This window comes from Micromonospora sp. CNZ280 (genome assembly GCF_011759515.1).
This window is the reverse complement of sequence record NZ_JAAOYP010000001.1, coordinates 2,010,867-2,031,449: the sequence shown is the minus strand read 5'-3', so window position 1 is coordinate 2,031,449 and position 20,583 is coordinate 2,010,867. Positions and strand designations below refer to the sequence as shown.

19 protein-coding genes are annotated in these 20,583 nt (G+C 73.4%); 11 read left to right on the top strand and 8 right to left on the bottom strand.

Features of this window, described 5'->3' with window-relative positions; all coding sequences use genetic code 11:
* Nucleotides 1-156: 156 nt before the first annotated feature.
* Complete coding sequence (locus tag FHX32_RS09655; RefSeq protein WP_486480982.1) at nucleotides 157-537, bottom strand: hypothetical protein; 381 nt, start codon at nucleotides 535-537, stop codon at nucleotides 157-159.
* A 224-nt stretch (nucleotides 538-761) separates the two neighbouring features.
* Between FHX32_RS09655 and FHX32_RS09650 the strand changes: the two genes are divergently transcribed.
* A complete protein-coding gene (locus FHX32_RS09650) occupies nucleotides 762-1,565 on the top strand; it encodes a helix-turn-helix domain-containing protein (RefSeq protein WP_167180392.1) in 804 nt (267 codons plus the stop codon).
* The gene (locus FHX32_RS09645; RefSeq protein WP_167180391.1) at nucleotides 1,556-1,741 is read left to right on the top strand and encodes a DUF397 domain-containing protein; all 186 of its coding nucleotides are present in this window, start codon (nucleotides 1,556-1,558) and stop codon (nucleotides 1,739-1,741) included. The genes FHX32_RS09650 and FHX32_RS09645 overlap by 10 nt, the downstream gene beginning before the upstream one ends.
* A 73-nt stretch (nucleotides 1,742-1,814) precedes the next feature.
* Here FHX32_RS09645 and FHX32_RS09640 read toward each other — a convergent pair whose 3' ends face one another.
* Nucleotides 1,815-2,771 carry a helix-turn-helix transcriptional regulator gene (locus FHX32_RS09640; protein ID WP_167180390.1) on the bottom strand — a complete coding sequence of 319 codons (957 nt, stop codon included), beginning with the start codon at nucleotides 2,769-2,771 and terminating at the stop codon, nucleotides 1,815-1,817.
* 63 nt (nucleotides 2,772-2,834) lie between these two features.
* Here FHX32_RS09640 and FHX32_RS09635 point away from each other — a divergent pair, with 63 nt between their 5' ends.
* The 4 genes from FHX32_RS09635 (at nucleotide 2,835) to FHX32_RS09620 (ending at nucleotide 7,142) form a co-directional block, all read left to right on the top strand.
* Nucleotides 2,835-3,953: an epoxide hydrolase gene (locus tag FHX32_RS09635; protein WP_167180389.1), complete on the top strand. Its 1,119-nt coding sequence runs from the start codon at nucleotides 2,835-2,837 to the stop codon at nucleotides 3,951-3,953.
* The gene (locus tag FHX32_RS09630) at nucleotides 3,950-5,113 is read left to right on the top strand and encodes a winged helix DNA-binding domain-containing protein (RefSeq protein ID WP_167180388.1); all 1,164 of its coding nucleotides are present in this window, start codon (nucleotides 3,950-3,952) and stop codon (nucleotides 5,111-5,113) included. The genes FHX32_RS09635 and FHX32_RS09630 overlap by 4 nt, the downstream gene beginning before the upstream one ends.
* A gap of 114 nt (nucleotides 5,114-5,227) precedes the next feature.
* Nucleotides 5,228-6,520, top strand: a complete 1,293-nt coding sequence (locus tag FHX32_RS09625) for an ATP-binding protein (protein ID WP_167180387.1) — start codon at nucleotides 5,228-5,230, stop codon at nucleotides 6,518-6,520.
* Nucleotide 6,521: 1 nt separating this feature from the next.
* On the top strand, nucleotides 6,522-7,142 hold the full coding sequence (locus FHX32_RS09620; RefSeq protein ID WP_167180386.1) for an RloB family protein: 621 nt from the start codon (nucleotides 6,522-6,524) through the stop codon (nucleotides 7,140-7,142).
* A 73-nt stretch (nucleotides 7,143-7,215) separates the two neighbouring features.
* Here the strand turns inward: FHX32_RS09620 and FHX32_RS34455 are convergent, their stop codons facing one another.
* Together FHX32_RS34455 and FHX32_RS09610 are read right to left on the bottom strand one after the other, a co-directional pair.
* Complete coding sequence (locus FHX32_RS34455; protein WP_208418024.1) at nucleotides 7,216-8,376, bottom strand: hypothetical protein; 1,161 nt, start codon at nucleotides 8,374-8,376, stop codon at nucleotides 7,216-7,218.
* Nucleotides 8,373-8,903 carry a SigE family RNA polymerase sigma factor gene (locus tag FHX32_RS09610; RefSeq protein WP_167180385.1) on the bottom strand — a complete coding sequence of 177 codons (531 nt, stop codon included), beginning with the start codon at nucleotides 8,901-8,903 and terminating at the stop codon, nucleotides 8,373-8,375. Before FHX32_RS09610 ends, FHX32_RS34455 begins: the two co-directional genes overlap by 4 nt.
* A gap of 154 nt (nucleotides 8,904-9,057) precedes the next feature.
* Between FHX32_RS09610 and FHX32_RS09605 the strand changes: the two genes are divergently transcribed.
* From FHX32_RS09605 to FHX32_RS09590, 4 genes are all read left to right on the top strand, one after another.
* The gene (locus FHX32_RS09605; protein ID WP_167180384.1) at nucleotides 9,058-10,809 is read left to right on the top strand and encodes a proline--tRNA ligase; all 1,752 of its coding nucleotides are present in this window, start codon (nucleotides 9,058-9,060) and stop codon (nucleotides 10,807-10,809) included.
* A 72-nt stretch (nucleotides 10,810-10,881) separates the two neighbouring features.
* Entirely contained in the window at nucleotides 10,882-11,307 is a 426-nt protein-coding gene (locus FHX32_RS09600) for a CBS domain-containing protein (RefSeq protein ID WP_167180383.1), read from the top strand.
* Nucleotides 11,308-11,360: 53 nt separating this feature from the next.
* A complete protein-coding gene (locus FHX32_RS09595; protein WP_167180382.1) occupies nucleotides 11,361-11,789 on the top strand; it encodes a SufE family protein in 429 nt (142 codons plus the stop codon).
* 19 nt (nucleotides 11,790-11,808) lie between these two features.
* On the top strand, nucleotides 11,809-12,444 hold the full coding sequence (locus tag FHX32_RS09590; RefSeq protein WP_167180381.1) for a DsbA family oxidoreductase: 636 nt from the start codon (nucleotides 11,809-11,811) through the stop codon (nucleotides 12,442-12,444).
* 79 nt (nucleotides 12,445-12,523) lie between these two features.
* Here the strand turns inward: FHX32_RS09590 and FHX32_RS09585 are convergent, their stop codons facing one another.
* The 4 genes from FHX32_RS09585 to FHX32_RS09570 all read right to left on the bottom strand — a co-directional run bounded on the left by FHX32_RS09585 (nucleotide 12,524) and on the right by FHX32_RS09570 (nucleotide 15,669).
* Nucleotides 12,524-13,072: a YbaK/EbsC family protein gene (locus FHX32_RS09585; RefSeq protein WP_167182495.1), complete on the bottom strand. Its 549-nt coding sequence runs from the start codon at nucleotides 13,070-13,072 to the stop codon at nucleotides 12,524-12,526.
* Between the two features lie 118 nt (nucleotides 13,073-13,190).
* A complete protein-coding gene (locus FHX32_RS09580; RefSeq protein ID WP_167180380.1) occupies nucleotides 13,191-13,385 on the bottom strand; it encodes a hypothetical protein in 195 nt (64 codons plus the stop codon).
* A gap of 37 nt (nucleotides 13,386-13,422) precedes the next feature.
* A complete protein-coding gene (locus FHX32_RS09575; protein ID WP_167180379.1) occupies nucleotides 13,423-14,202 on the bottom strand; it encodes an NAD(P)H-binding protein in 780 nt (259 codons plus the stop codon).
* Between the two features lie 87 nt (nucleotides 14,203-14,289).
* Nucleotides 14,290-15,669, bottom strand: a complete 1,380-nt coding sequence (locus tag FHX32_RS09570) for an MFS transporter (RefSeq protein WP_486480981.1) — start codon at nucleotides 15,667-15,669, stop codon at nucleotides 14,290-14,292.
* A 367-nt stretch (nucleotides 15,670-16,036) separates the two neighbouring features.
* Here FHX32_RS09570 and FHX32_RS09565 point away from each other — a divergent pair, with 367 nt between their 5' ends.
* Nucleotides 16,037-20,533 (top strand): cation-translocating P-type ATPase, encoded by a 4,497-nt coding sequence (locus FHX32_RS09565; RefSeq protein ID WP_167180378.1) that lies wholly within the window; start codon nucleotides 16,037-16,039, stop codon nucleotides 20,531-20,533.
* Nucleotides 20,534-20,583 lie beyond the last annotated feature (50 nt).

Sequence of the window (20,583 nt, the reverse complement as noted above, 5' to 3'; positions counted from 1 at the left end):
CCGACGACCGTGGCGCGCCCACCGGGTCGATGTGGCGACGCCCACGACGGACATGGGACGGCGGAGTGTCGTACGTGCCACGCCGGATGCTGATGGTGACGGTGTCCGGCGTCCCGGGCGGGCAACCATCGGGGCGTCGGCGAGCGTCGTGGCCGCTCACCGCTCGCCGTCGGCCGGCTCGACCACCGGCCGCCGGTACGGCCCCCAGGCGACGAACCGCTCGAACAGTTCGCGCGGGGTGGGGCCGTCGTGCGGGTTCAGCCGGAACAGGTCGTGGGTCGCCTCGTGGTAGAGCCCGGAGAGGTAGACGGCCAGGTCGACGGGGCGGCCGTCGTACTCGACCCGGAGCAGCAGCCGCGCCTCGGCGCACGGCCAGGGCCGGCCGCAGGCCCGGCACAGCCACATCGGACGCAGCGGCAGGTGCGGCACCCGGTCCGCCGGGTACGCCCGGGGCCGATCGGCGTACGGGCCGAGGCGGGGCACGGGCAGCGGGCGGGCCGGCACCGGGCGCCGATCGCCGTACCGGCGGTTGTCCACGTCGACCTCCTCGGGTGCCGGGGCCGGGGCCGCCCGGCACGGGGGAACCGGAGCGGCCCCGGCGCGGCCCGCCCGCCACCGTTGGCGAGCGCGACCGCTGGTGACACTCTGCTGCGGAGGCCACTACTGTCGGAAGGCATCGACGGGGGTCGGAGCGAGGGCGGGGCGACCAGCCGTGGCCGCGTGACATCCCGGGCAGGAGCCGGCGGATCTGTGGAGGAACTGTGGAATCCGAACCGACCACCGACCTGATCCGTGCCCAACTGCGGCGACTGCGGTTGAAGGCCGAGCTGAGCCAGGAGGAGTTCGGGAAGCTCGTCCACTTCTCGGGCTCGCAGGTGTCCGCCGTCGAGCTTGGGCAACGCCCCCTCGACCGGTTCTTCCTCAAGCGCGCCGACGAGGTGCTGGCCACCGGCGGCCTACTGACGTCCCTGCTCAAGCTGGCCGAGCGCGACGGCCAGCCGAGCTGGTTCCGCCCCTGGCTTGAGGCGGAGCGACGCGCGCAGCAACTCCGGTGCTACCAGCCCAGCTTGATTCCCGGGCTGCTTCAGACCGAGAACTATGCCCGCACCTTGATCCGCTGCGACGACGCGATCAGCGATGACGAGGTGGAGCGGCGACTGGCCGTGCGCATGGATCGGAAGTCGGTGTTCCTTCGACCGGACCCACCCAAGTTCGTAGCGGTCATCGAAGAGTCGGTTCTCCGCCGCGCCGATGAGGGCTTTCGTGGGTTGATGGTCCAGCAGATCGACCACCTCATCGAATGCGCGGAGGGTCCGCACATCAGCGTCCATGTGATACCCGCTGAGGTCAGCGTGCATGTCGGGCTGGACGGGCCATTCGTGCTGGCCCGAGGTGACGACGGCGGTTGGGTTGGTCACTTGGAGACACAGCTCGGTGGCGTGGTGGTCGACAGAGATGAGGATCTGTCTACTCTGTTGTCGAGGTGGGAGAGCGTCCGCAGCGAGGCATTGTCACGCCGGCAGTCGATCGAGCTGATGAAGGAAGTGATGACGTCGTGGAGTTGATCGGCGTAACCTGGCGCAAGTCCACCCGCAGCGGCACGCAGGGTGAGTGCGTCGAGGTGGCTGACAACCTGCCGGGCGTCGTCCTGGTGCGGGACAGCAAGGATCCGTCCGGACCGGTACTCACCATCGGCCCGCACAACTGGCGGGCGTTCGTCGACTTCGCGCGGCGGCGCTGAGGCGTACGCAAGCTCGGCGAGGTGGCGGCATCGCCGCGCCGCCGACACCCCCACCTCGCCGACACGGAGTCGATCAGCCCGCTGCCCGGGTGGCCCGGCCGCCGATCTCGCGCAGGTGGGCGACCAGCTCGGGCGGATCGTGCACCTCGAACTCGCAGCCCAGCGTCAACAGCCGCCAGGCCAGCCATTCCAGGGTGTCGCTGTGGCTGGTCAGCCGGCAGCTCCGCGCGTCGATCGGCACCAGGTCCGCCGGCGAGTCGCCGACCCGGCCGGCCACCGTCTCGATGGGTGCGTGCAGGGTCGCCACCGCCCGGTACACCGGGGTCAGCTCGGTCAGCTTGTCGGTCACGTACGCGGCGGCGTCGGCGGCCGGCAACTCCCGCGCGGCGGTACGCACCCCGATCGAGACCGGCTCGCTGATCCGGTCCACCCGGAACATCCGCCAGTCGTCCCGGTCGTTGTCGTAGCCGACCAGGTACCACCGGCGCCCGGCCGACACCAGCCGGTGCGGCTCCACCCGGCGTTCACCGGTCACGCCGTCGTGCCGGCGGTAGCTGAACCGCAGCCGCTCGCGGTTGGTGATGGCGGCGGCCAGCCCGGTCAGCTGCTCCGGGTCCACCGTCGGCCGGCTCCAGGTCAGCAGCGGTTCGGTGGCCGCGCCGAGCGCCCCGACCCGGTGCCGCAGCCGGGTCGGCAACACCTGCTCCAGCTTGGCCAGTGCGCGTACCGATGCCTCCTCGATGCCGGCGACCGCGTGCCCGGCGGCGGTACGCAGCCCCACCGCGATGGCCACCGCCTCCTCGTCGTCGAGCAGCAGCGGCGGCAGGGCCTTGCCGGCGACCAGCCGGTAGCCGCCGATCGCGCCCATCGTGGCCTGCACCGGGTAGCCCAGCTCGCGCAGCCGGTCCACGTCGCGGCGGATGGTGCGCAGGCTGACGCCGAGCCGCGCGGCCAGCTCGCTGCCGGGCCACTCGCGGGGGGTCTGCAGCAGCGACAGCAGGGTCAGCAGCCGGGCCGGGGTGTCGGACATGGCTGCCAGACTAACGACGATGTGTGCCAGAACCTGACCTACATCGCATCTAGCGTGGTCCGCATGACCCCCTTCCGGATCGACATCCCGCAAGCTGACCTCGACGACCTGCACGACCGGCTCGCCCGCACCCGGTGGCCCCGGCAGCTGCCCGGCGACGGCTGGAGCCGCGGGGTGCCGGTGGACTACCTGCGCGACCTGGCCGACCACTGGGCCAACGGTTACGACTGGCGGGCGCAGGAGGCGCGGCTGAACGAGTTCCCCCAGTTCGTCACCGAGATCGACGGGCTGGACGTGCACTTCCTGCACGTCCGCTCGCCGGAGCCGGACGCGCTGCCGCTGATCCTCACCCACGGCTGGCCGAACTCGATCGTCGAGTTCACCGAGCTGATCGGTCCGCTGACCGACCCGCGGGCGTACGGGGCCGACCCGGCGGACGCCTTTCACGTGGTGGTGCCGTCGGTGCCCGGCTTCGGCTTCTCCCAGGCCCCGCCGGAGACCGGCTTCACCGTCAACCGGGTCGCCCGGATGTGGGCCGAGCTGATGCGCCGCCTCGGCTACCACCGGTACGGCACGCAGGGCGGCGACCTGGGCGCGTACGTGGCGCCGGAGGTGGCAGTGGTGGATCCTGAGCACGTGGCCGGCGTCCACATCGACGGCGGGTTCGGCTTCCCCACCGAGGCCGACGTGCCCGGGATGAGCGACAGCGAGCGGGCCCTCTGGGCCGAGATGCAGCAGTGGATGAGCGGCGGCGTCGACCACCACACGCTGCTGCGGGCCGCGCCGCAGACCTTCGCGTACGCCTGGCAGGACTCGCCGGTCGGGCTGCTGGCCTGGCTGGTGCAGAAGTTCAAGGAGTTCACCGTCACGGCGGACACCCCCGAACAGGCCATCGCCCGCGACCAGATCCTGACCAACGCGACGCTGTGGTGGCTGACCGGCACCGCCGGCACCTCGTCCTGGTTCATGTACGACAACACCTCGTTCACCTGGCCCAAGGGGCAGGCCCGGGTGCCCAGCGGCGTCTACGGGGGCGGCCCGGCGCTCATCCGCCGCCTCGCCGAGCGGCACAACACGATCATCCACTGGCCGGAGGGAAACCCCGGCGGCCACTTCGTGGCGATGGAGGAACCGCAGGCGCACGCGGCCGACATCCGGACCTTCTTCGGGAAGCTGCGATGACCAAGCTGACCTGGTCGCAGGTCTGCGCCCGCCGGCTCCACCGGCACGCCCTCGCCACCCCGGCCGGTCCGGCGGGTGCGGCCGGCCCGGCGGACGCGGTGGCCGGTGTGGTCTCCGCGATCTGCGGCGCGCACGCCCAGGTCGCCTCGGCCGCCGAACTGTCGATCGGGCTGCGGGTCGCCGGCGCCACCCGTACCACCGTGCGGCAGGCCCTGTGGACGGACCGCACGCTGGTCAAGACGCGCGGGCCGCGCGGCACCGTGCACCTGCTCGCCGCCGCTGACCTGCCGATGTGGACCGGAGCGCTCTCCGCGATACCGGCGCGGCCGCACGAGCAGGCCCGCACCCTGCTCAGCCCGGAGCAGACCGATCAGGTGGTGGCAGCCATCGCGGACGCGCTGCGCGACGCCGAACTGACCACCGCCGAGTTGACCGAGGAGGTGGTGGCCCGCACCGGCCCGTGGGCCGGCGACCGGGTGCTGGACGCGTTCCAGGACAAGTGGCCGCGGTGGATCGCCGCGATGGAGGCCGCCACCCGCCGTGGGGCGATGTGCTTCGGCCCGAACCGGGGCCGCACCAGCACCTACACCAGCCCGGCGCGCTGGCTGCCCGGATTCACTCCGATGGCCGAACCGGCCGCGCTCGCCGAACTGGTCCGCCACTACCTGTACGCGTACGGGCCGGCCACCTCGGCGCACTTCGCGCAGTGGCTGTCGGTGCCCCGGCGATGGGCGGCGGACCTGTTCGCGTCGCTTGACCTGGACCAGGTCACCGTCCAGGGCACCCCGGCCTGGGTGGCGGCCGGCGACACCCACTTCCCGCCGGACGGCCCGAGCGGGGTGCGGCTGCTGCCGTACTTCGACGTGTACCAGGTCGGCTGCCATCCCCGTGAGCTGCTCTTCCCTGGCGAGGTCGGGCAGCGGGCGCTGGCCCGCGGCCAGGCCGGCAACTATCCGGTGCTGCTGGTGGACGGGATGGTCGCCGGGGTGTGGCACCAGCGCCGCTCCGGCCGCACCATCCACGTCACGGTGGAGCCGGTGACGTCGCTGCGCGCCGCGACCCGGCGGGCGCTGGAGGCGCAGGTCGAGCGGGTCGGCGAGATCCTGGAGGGCCGGCCGACGCTGACCATCGGCCCGGTCAGCGTCGGCCCGCACGCCTGACGTCGCCACGTTCAAAGATGCCGACTGTTGCGCCTTGAGCGCCGACAGGGAGCAGTTTTCGTAGGTTCTTGACGATAATGGGGCTATGATCGCAGCCTAGATGGGGGGACAAACGTGCTGATCCGATTCGAGGTTGCGAACTTCCGGTCGATCCTCGACCCGGTCGAGCTGAGCATGGTCGCGATCGACCAGGACCGCCCCGCGGCACGTCCTGTCCCCAACATCAATGAAAGTCTTCTGTCGGTCGCCGCGATCTTCGGCCCTAACGCCTCCGGGAAGTCAAACGTCATCGCGGCGATGACGTGGCTGCGGAACGCCGTCTGGGAGTCACTCCGCTTCTGGGATGACGCAGTGCCCGTAGAGCCCTTCGCCTTCGCTGACGGCCCCAACCGATTCTCAGCGTTCACCCTGGAGGCTGTCATCCGCGGCGTGCGCTTCGAGTACGTGGTGGAGGTTGACCGCGAGGCGGTGCGCTACGAGGCACTGTTCCACTATCCCGAGAAGAAGCGACGGAGGGTGTTCGAGCGCGAAGGCACCAATCTCACGCTCCAACGCGGCCTCGGGAGACTGTCCGGCACGCGGGAGCTGCTGACCGACCGCGCGTTGGCGCTCTCCATCGCACGACGGTTCGACGAGCCTCTCATCTCCGACCTTGCCAGTTTCATCCTGAACATCCAGACCTTCGGCCAACGGATCAATCGTCGGTCGCTGGGTTCGCCGACCTTCGGCGCAACGACTCGGCGCTGGTTCGAGGAACCGGACGGCAACGACCAGCCGGTCCTACCCGGCTTCAGCGACCCCCGCGACGAGTTCAAGGCCGACCGGGCCCAGGCGCTTGCCCTGCTGCGAATGGCGGACCTCGGCATTGATGACGTGGTGATCGACGAACATGAGGTCGCCTTTCCGGGCGTCGACCCGGAGGCGGGCCGGGTGCGCAAGCAGCGGCGGATCCGCCTCGTGCATCGCGCCGCCAACGAGCGGGTCCCTTTCGACCTTTCGGCTGAGTCGGAGGGCACCCGCACCTGGTTCCAGCTCATCGGTCCGGTACTTGGCGCACTGAAGACAGGGTCCCTCCTGCTGTTCGACGAGTTGGACGCCAGTCTTCACCCGACCCTCTCCGCCGAGGTGATCCGATTGTTCTGCGACCCTGTCACCAACCCGTCGGGCGCGCAGCTGGTCTTCACGTCACACGACACGAGCCTGCTCAACCACCTCAACCGTGACGAAGTGTGGCTGACGGAAAAGGGTCAGGACGGTTCGACCCGCCTCGGTGCCCTCGCAGAGTTCGCCGGTGAGCGAGTCCGCCGATCACAAAACCTCGAGAGGGCGTACCTGCACGGCAGATTCGGCGCGCTCCCTGAGGTCGACCGCACCGGCGTACTCCGCGCACTCGGTCTGATCGGCTGAGATGGCACCGAGAAGAACCCGGGCGAAGGACCTTCGCCGCCCGGTCGCCAGACGGCCCGAACGCAGGACAATCGTCGTCTTCTGCGAGGGCGAGGCTTCGGAACCTGACTACATCAACGCCCTCAAGAGCCTACCCGAGGTACGCGGCAACACCGCAGTGACAGTCGAGATCGACCCCAGGCAGGGAGCACCGATCACGCTCGTTCAGCGGGCCGTGGCACGGAACGAGGACGAAGAGGTGGACGAGTGCTGGTGTGTGTTCGACGTCGAATGGCCGCAGAACCATCCTCGCCTTGGCGAGGCGATCCGTCTCGCTACCGCCCACGGAGTTCGGCTGGCTGTCTCCAACCCCTGCTTTGAGCTGTGGCTGATACTTCACTTCCAAGAGCAGACCGCCTTCATCAACACCACTGAGGCAGAACGCATGAGCCGGCGGCTGGACGGCCGGCCTGGCAAGCGGATAGACGCCATGCCTTACATGGCGCATCGCAAGGATGCGGCTCGTCGCGCCGCCTCCCTCGATGAGCGACATGCCAGGAACCAAACGGTGATCCCCGACGACAATCCCTCGTCGACCATGTACCAGCTTCTCGCGGCGATCGAGCCCGATACCGATAGCTGACCGCTGGATTCGATCAGCACGAAGCCGACGCGGGCCGCCCCTCGTCGGGACGGCCGCGCGCACGTGGGCTTGCTCAGCCGCCGACCCCGATGATCTGCATGTCGGCGAGGCTGGCCGGCTCGGCCCGCTCGGTGACCTTCTTCCCGTCGGCGTCGACCAGGATGACTGTGTACTTGCCGCCGCTGCGCACCCGGACCACCAGCGAGCCGTCCGCCTGGAAGTAGGCCTGCCGCAGTTCACGGCCACCCAGCGGCAAGGTCACCTCCCTGCCCGTCTTGGTGTCGAGCACGGCGTTGACCACCAGGTCGCGGGCGGCGTCACCGTAGGTGCCGTCGCGGTCGATCCGGAACAGCGCGATCCGCCGCCCGTCCGGCGAGATGCTGGCGACGTCGAAGCAGACGTACCGGCTGCCCTTGCTGCCGAGGCCCGGGATGGTGCGCCGCCCGGTGCCGGTCCGGTCGGTGACGACGACCGTGCCGTTCGAGCCGTCGGCGAAGGCCACCGTGTCGTCGGCCGCCCAGACCGGGTGGCAGCCCTGGAAGCCGGCCACCTCGGTGAAGGCGCCGGACGAGACGTTCAGCAGACCAGCCTTGTCGTAGCTGCCGTCCGCCGCGCCCAACCGCACAGTGAGCTGCCGGGAGTTCGGTGACCAGGTGGGCGACCAGCACATGTTGTCGACCAGGTCGTGGAGCTTGCGCTTGCCGGAGCCGTCGAGGGCGGAGGTCCAGAGCGCGCCGCCGTCCTCCACCCAGGCCACCCGGCGGCCGTCCGGCGAGACGGCGGCGTTGTCCCGTGCCGCACCGAACGGCAGGGCGAGCCGTCGGGTCGGAGTGTTCCCCGGCGTCCAGGAGTAGAGCCGGGCGGTCTCGGCGTCGCCCGAGGCCGGGCCGTAGTGGAGCCGGTCGAACGTCGCGGTGTCGGGGGGTCCGGCCGGATCGCCGGTGGCCGGCGCGGACGGGCTGTCGGTGACCGAGGGCGTGGCGGGCGCCGACGGCGACGGGCTGGCGATGACCGACGGGGTGGTCGCCGGGAGCGGGTCCGTCCCCCGGTTCGGCAGGATCGCGAAGGCGGTGCCGGTGGCCACGGCCAGCATCACCACCGCCGCGGCGGACGTCGCCACGGCCCGCTGGATGCCGATCCGGCGGGACGTCCGCAACGCGCGGTCCCGCAGGTCGACCGGGGTGACCTCCGCGGCCAGGTCGGCCAGGTCGAGCCGGAGACGCTGGTCGTTCATCGGGCGCTTCCTTCCAGGACGTACAGCTCGGCGAGCTCGGGTGCGACGGCGCGCAACTTCGCCAGCGCCTTGGAGGTCTGGCTCTTCACGGTGCCGACGGTGACGCCGAGCAGCTCGGCGGCCTCGGCTTCGCTGCGGTCCTCGAAGAAGCGCAGGACCAGCACCGCGCGCTGCTTGGCGGAGAGCTTGGCCAGCGCGGCCCGCAGGGTGAGCCGCAGCGTGGTCTGGCTCGCGTGGTCGGAAGCCGAGTCGCCTCCGCGTGGTTCGGGCAACTCGCCCGTCATCGACTCGGGAACCCGACGGCGTCGCCACCAGGACACTTGCAGGTGATACATGATCTTGCGGGTGTACGCCTCGGCGTTGCCGCTGTCGTGCAGCCGGTTCCACGACCGGTGGGCCCGGGCCAGCGCCGACTGGACGAGGTCTTCGGCGAGGTGCTGGTCCCCGGTCAGCAGGTACGCCGACCGCAGCAGGGCGGGTGTCCGGGTCCGGACGAACGAGTCGAACTCACTCAGTGCAGGGTCCACACGAGCCGATCCTTGGGGTAGTCGTTGATGACTTCCCAGACGTCACCTCGGGGTCCCCGGGTTGCCGCCCCGGCAGCCGATTGCGGGGTCAGTCTCGACGCCGCCCGCCGCAATGCGGTCGCCGCCCGCACCGCACCGGTTCTAAGCTGCGGCAATGCTGCTCCGTATGTCGACCCTGCTGCTCCGGACCCTGCGCGAGGACCCGGCGGACGCGGAGGTGCCGAGCCATCGGCTCCTGGTGCGCGCCGGCTACATCCGCCGGGCCGCGCCGGGCGGCTACACCTGGCTGCCGCTGGGCAAGCTGGTGCTGGACCGGGTCACCGAGATCGTCCGTCAGGAGATGGCCGCAATCGGCGACCAGGAGGTGCACTTCCCGGCGCTGCTGCCGGCGGAGCCGTACCGGACCAGCGGCCGGTGGACGGAGTACGGCGACGACATCTTCACCCTCGCCGACCGCAAGGGCGCCGACCACCTGCTCGCCCCCACCCACGAGGAGCTGGCCACGCTGCTGGTGCAGGACCTCTTCTCCTCGTACCGGGACTTCCCGGTGACGATCTTCCAGATCCAGACCAAGTTCCGCGACGAGGCCCGGCCGCGCGCCGGCCTGCTGCGCGGCCGCGAGTTCCTGATGAAGGACGCCTACTCGTTCGACCTGGACGAGGCGGGCCTGCAGGCCGCGTACGACCGGCACCGGGGCGCGTACCGGCGGATCTTCGACCGGCTGGGGCTGGAGCACACCATCGTGCACGCGATGTCCGGGGCGATGGGCGGGTCCGCCTCGGAGGAGTTCCTGGCCGCGGCGCCGGTCGGCGAGGACACCTTCGTCGGCTGCACGGCCTGCGACTACGCCGCGAACACCGAGGCGGTGACCACCCCCGCCGGGCCGGCCGGCGACCCGGACGCGCACCCGCCGGCCGAGGCGCACGACACCCCGGAGACTCCCACCATCGCCACCCTGGTCGAGCTGGCCAACGCCCGCCGGCTGGGCGGCCGGAGCGACTGGACCGCCGCCGACACGCTGAAGAACGTGGTGCTGACCGTCCGCCGGCCGGGTACCGAGGAGGCCGAACTGCTGGTGGTCGGGCTGCCGGGCGACCGCGAGGTGGACCTGAAGCGGGTCGCCGCCGCGGTCGCCCCGGCCACCGTGGACGTCTTCGACGGCTGGGACACCCACCCCGAGCTGGTCCGCGGCTACATCGGCCCGCAGCTCATGGCGAAACTCGGCATCCGCTACCTGGTCGACCCGCGGGTGGCGCCGGGCTCGGCCTGGCTGACCGGCGCGAACGAGCCGGGCCGGCACGCGGTGAACGTGGTCAGCGGCCGCGACTTCACCCCGGACGGCACCATCGAGGCGGCCGAGGTGCGCCCCGGCGACCCCTGCCCGGCCTGCGCCACCGGCGAGCTGACCATCCGGCGGGGCATCGAGATCGGGCACATCTTCCAGCTCGGCCGCCGCTACACCGACGCGTTCTCCGTCGACGTGCTCGGCCCGGAGGGCAAGCCGGTCCGGCCCACCATGGGCTGCTACGGCATCGGGGTGTCCCGGGCGGTGGCGGCGATCGCCGAACAGCACCACGACGAGCGGGGACTCGTCTGGCCGGCGGCGGTCGCGCCGTGTGACGTACACCTGGTGGCGGCCGGGAAGGGGCCGCAGCTGGCGGCGGCGCTGGAGCTCGGCGGGCAGCTCGCCGCGGCGGGCCTGCGGGTGCTGGTCGACGACCGGACGCACGTCTCGGCCGGGGTGAAGTTCACCGACGCCGAGCTGGTCGGCATCCCACGCGCCGTCGTGGTCGGCCGCCGCCTCGCCGAGGGGTCCGTCGAGCTGCGCGACCGGGCCACCGGCGAGCGCACCGAACTGCCGGTGGCGGAGCTGGTTGACCGGCTGCGCGACGTGGTGACCCGCTAGCCGCACGGGTGTAGCCACCGCGTCACCGGGTACCGCAGGTGGATCGGGTGGACGTTGTTTCGGAGGACTCTGATGACCGGTTACCGGGTCGCTGACGTGATGACCAAGCAGGTCGTTTACCTGCCGGCGGAGACCACCCTGGACGAGGCCGCCAAGGTGATGAAGGAGGCGGACATCGGCGACGTGGTGGTCACCGACGGCGCCACCCTCGCCGGCATGCTCACCGACCGCGACATCGTGGTGCGGGCGGTGGCCGAGCGCAGCGACCCGGCCACCACCACCATCGGCTCGGTCATCACCCGTGAGGTGGTGATGATCGAGCAGAACTCCAGCGCCGGTGAGGCGGCCACGCTGATGCGCGAGCGGGGCATCCGCCGGGTGCTGGTCTGCGACAGCGAGCGCAAGCTGGTCGGCATCGTCTCCCTCGGTGACCTGGCCATGCAGCTCGACCCCCAGTCGGCGCTGAGCGAGATCAGCGAGCAGGCGCCGACCGTCTGACCGGGTGTCCGGCGGCGCGGCGGCGTACGCCGACGACGGCGTAGCCTCGGGGCATGTCATCCATGCCGGCCAGGCTGGCCGAGATCGTCGAGGAGTTCGCCGCCGCGCCCCGGGACGTGGTGCTGGAGATGCTGCTGGAGTACGCCGACGTCATCCCGCCGCTGCCGCCGGACGCGGCCGACCGGGAGGGCATGGAGCAGGTCCCGGAGTGCCAGACCGCGTTCTTCCTGCGCGCCCGGGTGACGCCCGAGGGCACCGTCAAGACGCTTTTCGACTGCCCGCCGGAGGCGCCGACCACCCGGGCCTTCGCCGGCATCCTCGCCGAGGGGCTGGCCGGAGCGAAGCCGGACGAGGTGCTCGCCGTGCCGGACGACCTCTACCAGCGGATGGGGCTGGCCCAGGCGATCAGCCCGCTGCGGGTGCGCGGTGGCACGGCCATCCTGGCCCGGCTCAAGCGCCAGGTGCGGGAACAGACCAGCTGACCTGGAGGTTGTCCCGACCATGGAGATCGAGATCTACGCCGACGTGGTCTGCCCGTGGTGCTACATCGGCAAGCGCCGGCTGGAGCAGGCGCTGGAGTCGTACGACGGCGAGGTGACCGTCCGCTACCGGCCGTTCCAGCTCGACCCGTCGCCGGTGCCCGAGCCGCAGCCGCTACTCGACGCGCTGGGCGCCAAGTTCGGCGGGCCGGACCGGGCCCGGCAGATGGCCGAGCACGTCACCGGGGTGGCCGCCGGGACCGGCCTCAAGCTGGACTTCGACCGGGCCGTCGCGGCGAACACCTTCGACGCGCACCGGCTGGTCGCCTGGGCCACCGACCAGGGTCGCGCCGGCGAGCTGGTCGAGGCGCTCTACCGGGCGCACTTCACCGACGGCGTGGACGTCGGCTCCCGGGACGCGCTCGCCGCGCTGGCGGCCGAGGTGGGGCTGGACGCGGCCGAGGCGCGCCGGTTCCTCGACTCGGACGAGCGGGTGGCCGAGCTGACCGCCGACCTGGCGGCCGCCCGGCAGATCGGGGTGACCAGCGTGCCCACCTTCGTGCTCGCCGGCAAGTACGCGGTGACCGGCGCCCAGGAGCCGGCGACCCTGCTGGCCGCCCTGGCCGAGGTGCGGCGGCGCGAGTCGGGCACCGACTGACGTCGCCGTCCTCGATGGACGCCGAGCACATCGACGCACGTGATGTTTCACGTGCAACGGTATCGACGGCGGTAATCACTCACGCCGGCCTGGCCAGGTCCTCCACCACCCGCGCCCCGGGCAGCGCACCGAGCGCCGGCCCAGGCAGCGCGATCTTGCTGTGCCGCACGCCGGACCCGATGATCACGTGCGGGGTGGCGACCACCCGGGCGTCGACCAGGATCGGCCACTGCTCGGGCAGGCCGATCGGGGTGATCCCGCCGTACTCCATGCCGGTCAGCTCCACCGCGTCGGCCATCGGCGCGAAGCTCGCCTTGCGGACGTCCAGCGCCCGCCGGGCCACCCCGTTGACGTCGGCCCGGGTGGTGGCGAGCACCACGCAGGCCGCGTAGCGGACCACTCCCTCGCGCTTGCCGGCGATCACCACACAGTTTGCCGACTCGTCCAGCCCCACCCCGTACGCGGCGCAGAAGGCGGCGGTGTCGGCGAGGTCGGCGTCGATCGGCGCGACCAGCACGTCATCGACGTCCACCGGGGCGTCGGCGGGCCACTGCCCGAGCGCGGCGGCGACCGGCGGTGCCAGCAGATCGAGCCGGGTGCGGGCGGGTTCGGTCTTCAGCGTCCCCATCACGGGTGCGATCCTCGCACCACCCGCCCGCTCCCGCCCACCGGACGGCCCGTCCGGTCGGCGGTCGGCCGCTCAGCCACCCCCTCCGACCACGTCGGCGGGCGGCACCGGAAGCGGGTCAGCTGCCGGTGAGGAAGGCGTTCTCGCGGAGCATGGTGCGGTCTCGCACGGCGGCCAGTTCCTCCGCCCGCTGGGCCTGGACCCGGCGCAGCTCCAGGTCCTCCATGGCGTGCCGGACCGCGAGCCGGATGACGCCGTAGAGGAAGACGAAGCCTGCGACGTAGAGGATCACTGTGGTGACGATGGCGAACATGGCGTCACGGTAGGCCGAACGTGAACAGGGAAGGTTCTCATCTTGCCCGGGTTCCCCCGTACGTGTCCGCCAGGTGGTCCGACCAGGTCCGGGAGCCCGTCGGTACCGCCTCGGTGACCAGTCCACCGGAGCGCAGGGCCCGGCCGAGCCGGCCGGGGATCCGTACCGGCAGCAGCGGCCGGCGGGACCGACGGGCGGCCCTCCAGGCGCGTACCGCCTGGTCGAAGCGGAGCACCTCGGGGCCGCCGTACTCGTCGACGCCGCGCGACGGGCCGGCGGCCAGCCGTTCGACCAGCCGGACAGCGACCTCGCCCGGGTCGACCGGCTGGGCGAGCACCGCCCGGTCGCCGATCACCGGGCCCAGCCGGCTCGACGCGACCAGGAGGTCGTCGAGGAACTGCGGGAACTGGGTGGCCCGCAGCACCGACCACGGTACCGGCCCGGCGGCGACCACCCGCTCGGCGGCCAGCTTGTGCCGGTAGTACGGGATCGGCACCCGGTCCACCCCGACGATCGAGACGTAGACCAGGTGGCCCACGCCGGCGGCCCCGGCGGCCCGGACCAGCTCGCGGGTGCCGAGGACGTCGACCTGGTGGGTACGCCGGTTCGGCGACGAGGCCAGGTGCAGCACCGCGTTCACGCCGCGTACCGCCTCGGCCAGCCCGTGCCCGGTCGCCAGGTCCGCCACCACCCACTCGGTCGCCGGGTCGGTACGCGGCCGACGGCTGGTGGCTCGTACCGCGTGCCCGGCGTCGAGCAGGCGGGGCAGCACCGCCCGACCCAGGCGGCCGCCCGCTCCGGTGACCAGCACCCGCATGATGTCCTCCTTCTCCGGCGCCCCGGGAGGGAGCGTCCAGGTCGGTGACGGTGCCGAGCGATCCGGTGTGACCGCCCGTGTGCCGGCTCACCGCGGGCCCGGTACCACCCGGCCGGCGAGCAGCAGGCCGAGCAGCGCCAGGCCGGACGCCACCGTCAGCGTCCCGGCGTAGTCGCCCGCGGCGGGGGCGGCGCCGGCGGCGAGCACCGCGCCGGTCAGCGCCAGCACGGTCGCGGCGAAGAGCGAGTCGCCCAGTTGCAGCGAGGAACTGTTGCGGCCCTGCTCGCCCGGGGCGGACAACTCCAGGGTGAGCACCGACAGCGACGGATAGAGCAGGCCCATGCCGAGCCCGGCCACCGCCCAGCCGAGCACCCCCACCAGGACCGGCACCGCCGGCACGACGGTCAGCGCGACCACCGCGGTGCCGCCCGCGATGCAGGCCAGCCCGGCCCGCGGCAGGGTGGCCCGGGACCGCGGCACCGGCAGCCGGCCCTGCAACCAGGACCCCACCGACCAGGCCAGCGCGCCCGTGGTGAGGACCAGGCCGGCCGCGGTCGGCGAGAATCCGCGCTCGCGGGAGAGCATCAGCGGGATCACCACCTCCGCGCCGACGAACGCGGCGGAGGCGAGGCCGCGCAGCCCGACCACGGTCGGCAGACCCCGGCCGGCCCGCAGGAAGCCGGCCGGCAGCAGCCGGGGCGCGCAGACCAGCAACCCGACCAGCGCCACGGCGACGACGGCGACGGCGGCGATACCACGCTGCTGTCCCCCGATGTGCAGCAGTGCGGCGCTCACCCCCGCCCCGCACGCCCAGCCGATCCGGGCCACCGCGCCGGCCGGCCGCGCCGCCCGCGTCGCCGGACCGACCGCCCGCAGGCCGGGGTGGATCAGCAGCACCGCCGGCACCGCCACCAGCGGCACCGCGAGGAAGACCCACCGCCACCCGAGGTACTCCACGATCAGCCCGGCCACCGCCGGCCCGACCAGCGACGGTACGACCCACGCGGCGGCGAACGCCGCGAAGATCTTCCGGTGCAGTTCCTCCGGGTACGCCCGCCCGACGATGACGTAGAGCGCCACCGAAAGCAGACCGGAACCGAACCCCTGCACCACCCGCCCGACGACCAGCGCCCCCATCGCCGTGGCGCTGCCCGCGATCACCAGCCCGAGCACGAACCAGACCAGCCCGTGCCACATCGGCGCGCGCGGCCCCCGACTGTCGCACCAGATGCCGCTGGCCACCATGGCCAGCACCCCGGCCGCGAACGGGCCGCCGAACGCGATCCCGTACAGGGCCAGCCCGTCCAGGCTGCGGGCCACGGTGGGCATGGCGGTGCCGACCGCCAGCGCCTCGAACGCCAGCAGCGAGACCAGGGCGACACTGCCCACCGTCATGGCCCGCAGCCGGGGCGCGAAGAGGCCCGGAGCCGGGACGGCGGGTGCCGGCGGGGCGGCGGTGGCGGTCACCGCAGGCCCGCAGTACGGCGCGGCCAGAGCGGGGTCGGACGGTTGCCGGCACGGGGTGGACGGCGCAGTTCGTCCCGCCGTACCTCGGCCCTGAGCAGTTCGATCAGCATGCGGTCAGCCTGCGACCTGAACCCGGATTGAGGTCAAGCGTGACCGCCATCTCGTCAGCCCGCGGGTGATGCCGCCCGCGCAGAAGTTCCCCTGCTCGGGGGGCATAACGGACGTCCGGGCGGGAAGCCAGGCCATCGCCGTGGAGCCGCCGTGTGACCCGGGCGGCCACCGGAGCAGACGTGGGAGGCGAGATGGCGTACGGCAGGCAGGGCGGCATCGGAGGGCCTGACCGGCGCCTGTCCGGTCGTACGCCTCGATGACCTCGCTGGGCCGCGTCGCCGGTCGCCTCCGGCCGCCGGTCGCCCTGCCGCCGGTCGCCCTGCCGCCGGTGGTCGGCGAAGCGACCCGGACCGTCGGATCGGCCGCGACCCGGTTGGCCCGCCTGGCCGGATTGACCAGCCGCCGGGTGTGGTCCCGCCCGGGCCGGCACCACATCGAGGTGCACGGCGTCTGCCAGGACGGCGGCGACCTGCTGGCCCGCCAGGTGGAGGCGGCGCTGGAGCGGCTGCCCGGGGTCGAGTGGGCCCGGGTGAACGCCCCGTCCGGCCGGGTGGTGGTGGCCGTCGGCACGCCGCCGCCGAAGCTGCGGGACCTGATCGCCATGGTGGCCCGCACCGAACGCGCCTGCCCGCACGAGCCGGATCCGGAGATCCCGCCGCCACACCCGCCCGAGGAGGGGCCCCGCACGCCCCGCACGCTGGGCGCGCTCGCCTCGGACGCGCTCGGCCTGACCATCTCGGCGGCCACCCGGATCCTGCCGTTCACCCCGGTCCCGGGCGAGGTGGCCGGGCTGCTCGGCGCCGTCGACCTGCATCCCAGACTGCACGCCCTCGCCGACCGGGGGCTGCGCGCCGATCCCCGCGCCGACCTGTTCTTCCCGCTCGCCGAGGCGGTCGTGCAGGGCCTCACCGGCGGTTGGGCCGGCATCGTGCTGGACGGCGCGCAGCGGGTGGTGCAGTGGGGTGAGGCGCGCGCCCAGCTCGCCGCCTGGGGGAAGGCCGAACCGCGGTTGACCGGCGACCCGGAGCGGGCGGTCGCCCGGTCACCGGCCACCACGCGGGTCACTCCGAAGCCCGACGGGCCGGTCGAGCGGTACATCAACCGGTCACTGACCGCCGGTGCCGCCGCCGCGGCGGCCGCGATCCCGATCGTCGGCCGGAAACGGGCCTCCTCGCTGGGGCTCTCCGCGCTACCCAAGGCCCCCGGCAGTGGCCGCGAGGGGTACGCCGCGCAGCTCGGCCGGATCCTGGCCCGGCGCGGCGTGATCGCGATGGACCGCAGCGTGCTGCGGCAACTGGACCGGATCGACACGCTGGTGCTGGACGCCGCGGTGCTCGGCTCGGACCGGGGAGTGCTGGCCGACCTGGCGCCGCTGCCCGGCGCGGACACCGGACACGTGGCCACCCGCGCGTTCGCGCTCTTCGACCCGGCCCACCCGCACCAACTGCGGCACGCCGACGGCTGGCGGCTCGGCCCGCTGGACCAGCTCGACGCCCGCGACCCCGGGGACACCGCCGAGAGCCGGCGGCTGCGCGACAGCAGGGCCGCCCTGCTCGGCCTCGCCGACGGCGGCACCCTGGTCGCGGTGCTGCGGGTCGAACCCGAGCCGGCGCCCGGCGTCGACACGCTGCCGGCGGTCGCCCGCCAGGCCGGACTGCGGCTGGTCGTGGCCGGTGACGACGAGCAGCGGTACGGCTTCGCCGACGCGCACGTGCCCGGCGGGGCGGAGCTGGCCGACTCGGTCCGGGCGTTGCAGCGGGACGGTGCGGTGGTGATGCTGGCCTCCGGCGATCGGGCTGCGCTCGGCGCCGCGGACTGTGGGCTGGGCCTGTCCGCCCCGGAGGAACTGCCGCCCTGGGGAGCCCACCTGCTGGTCGGCACCGACCTGCGGATCGTCGCGCTGCTCGTCGAGGCGACCGGCGTGGCCCGCCGGGTGACCGCGCAGAACATCCAGCTGGGCCTGGCCGGGACCGGCCTCGGTGCGCTGAACGCGTTCACCGCCGACCCCGCGCGGCTGCCCGGCCGTACGCTCGGCGCGGTGAACGGCGCCGCCGCGCTCGCCTTCGCGCACGGCGTCTGGCGGGCCCGCCGGCTGCCGGACCGGACGGACGCCCCCGTGCCGACCATCACCGCCTGGCACCTGATGCCCACCGACACCGTCCTGGACCGCCTCGACAGCAGCCCGGACGGGCTCAGCAGCAACGAGGCCGACGGCCGTCGGGGGGCCACCGCGGGCGACCTGCCCGGGCCGTCCGGGTTGCTCCGGGCATTCGTCGACGAGCTGGCCAACCCGCTCACCCCGGTGCTCGCCGCCGGCGCTGTGCTCTCCGCGACGTTCGGCTCGCTGGTCGACGCCGCCCTGGTCGGCGGCGTGGTCGGCGGGTCGGCGCTGATCGGCGCGGTGCACCAGCGCAACACCGAACGGTCGCTGGCCGAGTTGCTCTCCCGCTCGGCGGTGACCGCCCGGGTCCGCCGGGACGGCCAGGAGCGGATGCTGCCCGCCGACGACCTGGTGCCCGGTGACGTGATCACCCTGGAGCCGGGGGATTCCGTGCCGGCCGACTGCCGGGTGCTGGAGTCGGTCGGCCTGGAAACCGACGAGTCGTCGCTGACCGGCGAATCCCTCCCGGTGGGCAAGACGGACCAACCGGTGGTCGCCGCCGCGGTCGCCGACCGCCGGTCCATGCTCTACGAGGGCACCACCATCGCCGCCGGGTACGGCACCGCCGTGGTGGTGGCCACCGGCGCCGACACCGAGGCCGGACGCAGTCTGGCACTGGCCCGGCAGGCGCCCCCGGCCAGCGGGGTGGAGGCCCGGCTGGGCCGGCTGACCCGGGCTGCCGTGCCGCTGGCCGCCGGCTCGGCGGTCGCGGTGGCCGGCGCCGGGCTGCTGCGCGGCGTGCCGCTGGCCGCGACGGCCGCCACCGCCGCGAACCTGGCCGTCGCGTCCGTGCCCGAAGGGCTGCCGTTCCTGGTCAGCGCCGCCCAGCTGGCCGCCGCCCGGCGGCTGGCGGAGCACGGGGCGCTGGTCCGCAACCCGCGCACCATCGAGGCGCTCGGCCGGGTCGACGTGCTCTGCTTCGACAAGACCGGCACCCTCACCGAGGGACAGCTGCTACTCGCCGGGGTCGGCGACGGTCACCGGTACGCGCCGGTCGACCGGCTCGACGACCGGCTCCGGCCGGCCCTGGCCGCCGCGCTGCGAGCCACCCCGGCCGCCGACGACCCGGACGACCTGGCGTTGCAGACCGACCGGGCGGTGCACCGCGGCGCCGAGTCCGCCGACGTGACCGAACAGACCGGCGTGCCCCGGTGGCGGGCCACCGGCGGGCTGCCCTTCGAGCCGTCCCGGGGCTACCACGCCACGGTGGGCGAGGACGGGCACCGGCGGCTGCTCAGCGTGAAGGGCGCGCCGGAGACGGTGCTGCCGCGGTGCGCGTACCGGCGGGTGGACGGCCGCGACGAGCCGCTGGACGACGGCGGCCGGGACGACCTGCACCGGCTGCTCGCCGAGCGGGCCGGTGCGGGGCACCGGATCCTCGCCGTCGCGGAGTGCGCCGTGGACGACCCGGAGATCGGCGACGACGACGTACGCGACCTGGTGTTCGTCGGCTTCCTGGCGCTCGCCGACGGGGTGCGGGAGAGCGCCGCGCCGGCCGTGCGGCGGATCCGCCAGGCCGGCGTGCACACCATCATGATCACCGGCGACCATCCGGCCACCGCCGAGGCGATCGCCGCCACCATCAGCGACGGCGACGAACAGCAGGTGGTCACCGCTGCCGAACTCGACCAGCTCGACGACGACGCGCTGGCCGAGCGGCTGGCCCGCACCGACGTGGTGGCCCGCTGCACCCCGGCGCACAAGGTCCGGATCATCCAGGCGTTGCAGAGGTGCGGGCGTACCGTCGCGATGACCGGCGACGGCGCCAACGACGCGCCGGCGATCCGGCTCGCCGACGTCGGCATCGCGCTCGGCCAGCGGGGCACCCCGGCCGCCCGGGCCGCCGCCGACCTGGTGGTCACCGACGACCGGCTGGAGACCATCATCGCGACCCTGGTGGAAGGGCGGGCGATGTGGTCGTCGGTACGCCACGCGCTGAGCATCCTGGTCGGCGGGAACCTCGGCGAGATCGCGTTCAGCGTGCTGAGCGCCGCCACCACCGGCCGCTCCGCGCTCACCGGCCGGCAGTTGCTCCTGGTCAACCTGCTCACCGACCTGGCGCCGGCGCTGGCCATCGCGATCCGCCCACCCGGCGCGGACCACGCCGACGGGCTGCTCCGGGAGGGGCCGGACAGGTCGCTCGGTGAGACGCTCACCCGCGAGATCGGGTTGCGCGCCGCGGCCACCACGCTGGGCGCCACCACCGGTTGGACGCTGGCCCGGTACACCGGCCGGCGTCGGCGGGCCGGGACGATCGCGCTGGTGTCGCTGGTCGGCACCCAGCTCGGGCAGACGGTGCTGGCCGGCGGCACCAGCCCGGCGGTGCTCGCCTCCACCGCCGCATCGCTCGGCGTGCTGGTGGCGGTGGTGCAGACGCCCGGCGTCAGCCAGTTCTTCGGCTGCACCCCGCTCGGGCCGGTGGGCTGGACCATCGCCACCGGGTCGGCGCTCGGCGCCACCGTCGCCAACGGCGCGCTCACCCGACTGGTGGCCCGGCTGCCGCAGACGCACCCGGCCGGGTCCGACGGCTCACCCGACGCCTCCGCCGCCGACCCACCGGTCGACGACGACCGCTCGGCGGAGCCGGGCTGACGAGGATCGGCGGTCACCGCGCATGGCGCTGGTCATCGGGGGTACCGCTG

Coding starts and splice junctions, on each gene's coding strand:
- FHX32_RS09595 (WP_167180382.1), top strand. CDS start 11,361: ATGTCATCCATGCCGGCCAGGCTGGCCGAGATCGTCGAGGAGTTCGCC.
- FHX32_RS09630 (WP_167180388.1), top strand. CDS start 3,950: ATGACCAAGCTGACCTGGTCGCAGGTCTGCGCCCGCCGGCTCCACCGG.
- FHX32_RS09600 (WP_167180383.1), top strand. CDS start 10,882: ATGACCGGTTACCGGGTCGCTGACGTGATGACCAAGCAGGTCGTTTAC.
- FHX32_RS09605 (WP_167180384.1), top strand. CDS start 9,058: ATGCTGCTCCGTATGTCGACCCTGCTGCTCCGGACCCTGCGCGAGGAC.
- FHX32_RS09620 (WP_167180386.1), top strand. CDS start 6,522: ATGGCACCGAGAAGAACCCGGGCGAAGGACCTTCGCCGCCCGGTCGCC.
- FHX32_RS34455 (WP_208418024.1), bottom strand. CDS start 8,376: ATGAACGACCAGCGTCTCCGGCTCGACCTGGCCGACCTGGCCGCGGAG.
- FHX32_RS09640 (WP_167180390.1), bottom strand. CDS start 2,771: ATGTCCGACACCCCGGCCCGGCTGCTGACCCTGCTGTCGCTGCTGCAG.
- FHX32_RS09565 (WP_167180378.1), top strand. CDS start 16,037: ATGACCTCGCTGGGCCGCGTCGCCGGTCGCCTCCGGCCGCCGGTCGCC.
- FHX32_RS09590 (WP_167180381.1), top strand. CDS start 11,809: ATGGAGATCGAGATCTACGCCGACGTGGTCTGCCCGTGGTGCTACATC.
- FHX32_RS09580 (WP_167180380.1), bottom strand. CDS start 13,385: ATGTTCGCCATCGTCACCACAGTGATCCTCTACGTCGCAGGCTTCGTC.
- FHX32_RS09635 (WP_167180389.1), top strand. CDS start 2,835: ATGACCCCCTTCCGGATCGACATCCCGCAAGCTGACCTCGACGACCTG.
- FHX32_RS09575 (WP_167180379.1), bottom strand. CDS start 14,202: ATGCGGGTGCTGGTCACCGGAGCGGGCGGCCGCCTGGGTCGGGCGGTG.
- FHX32_RS09585 (WP_167182495.1), bottom strand. CDS start 13,072: ATGGGGACGCTGAAGACCGAACCCGCCCGCACCCGGCTCGATCTGCTG.